The sequence below is a fragment of the Arhodomonas sp. KWT genome (genome assembly GCF_010993615.1).
This window is the reverse complement of sequence record NZ_WNXE01000466.1, coordinates 1-1,312: the sequence shown is the minus strand read 5'-3', so window position 1 is coordinate 1,312 and position 1,312 is coordinate 1. Positions and strand designations below refer to the sequence as shown.

The following is a 1,312-nucleotide window of genomic DNA, read 5'->3' as shown; positions in this document are numbered from 1 at the left end:
CCGGCCTTCCTCGCCTTCGAGCGCATCCACGGCCAGCGCATCCTGGTCATGGAGCGTGCCCCCGGCGAGGACCTGGACCAGCGCTCCATCCAGCTGGGGCCGCTGCCCGTGGACGAGCTGCTGCACATCGCCCGCCAGCTCGCGGACATGCTCGCCTACCTGCGTCATCACCCCCGCGGACCCATCGTCCACGGGGACATCAAGCCCTCGAACCTGGTCTACGACCCCGACGACGGCCGCGTTTCGCTGATCGACTGGGGCTCGTCGGTGTTCGCCCAGGTCGACCACGAGGACCAGCCCACGCCGTTCTGCTCGCTGGACGCGATGACCGGTGGCGGCGAGACCAATGCCCGCCTCGGCGACGTCTACTTCATCGGCGAGGAGCAGCTCGGCGGCGGGCTGTCGTCGCCACGTTTCGACGAGCAGGGGGTGGCGAGCACCCTGTACGCCCTGGCCTCGGCGCAGTCCTGCCGGTTCGGCAGCGACGTGATCCCCGCCCGCGCCCTGGGCCTGCCGCGCCCCTTCGCCCGGGTGCTCGACGGCCTGCTCAGCCGGGATCCGGACGAGCGCCGGCGTGCCGGCGACTACTTCCTCGGCGAGATGGCGCACCTCGGACGCATCGTCGCGGTGCCGCGCCCGGCCAGGCCGGCGATGAGCCTGCTGCCCATCAAGGTCGCGCCGGCGCAGGACATGGAGAGCGTGGTCTACAGCTCGCGCAAGTCGTTCCTGCGCGAGGAGGTGGCCGAGGCCACCCTGGCCGGCGCGGATGACGCCCAGCTCGAGCGCTATTACAGGAACTTCATGCACGGCATGGGCGACCGGGAGAAGGCGCTCATGGCCGCGGTCAGCCGCCTCTCGCGCTACCCGGTGGTGGGCGGGCTCGGTATTCGCTGGAAGCCCGAGGGCCTGGAGATCGACAGCTACCTGGAGCTCCGTGACCCGGAGCGGGTGAGTGCCTTCGCCGCGGCGGTGAACGTGGTGGTGACCCTGGCGCGCTCGCTGGAGCGCGAGGGCGTGTTCAAGTGCGTGATGTTCGACGCCCGTCACACCCTGCACCTGGAGCGCGCGGGCGAGGGCGAGCCCTTCGAGGTACCGCCGGACCTGCGCATCCCCTACGAGGTGGTGCCGCCGGAGAGCGCGGACGCCCGGCTGCACCCGCATTCCTATTTCGAGGACGGGCGCGATCCGGACGAATACCTCGCCCTGCCGCAGCCCATCATCGACGCCATCGTCGCGCTCAACGACATCCCCCACACGGGCTGCGTGATCTTCGAGAGCAAGCCCACGCACCTGAAGATCCACAGCTACTACA

1 protein-coding gene is annotated in these 1,312 nt (G+C 70.4%); it reads left to right on the top strand.

Features of this window, described 5'->3' with window-relative positions; all coding sequences use genetic code 11:
* Window positions 1–1,312 (top strand): phosphotransferase (locus G7A99_RS19965; protein ID WP_163143539.1); only part of this gene is annotated, 1,312 nt, incomplete at both ends.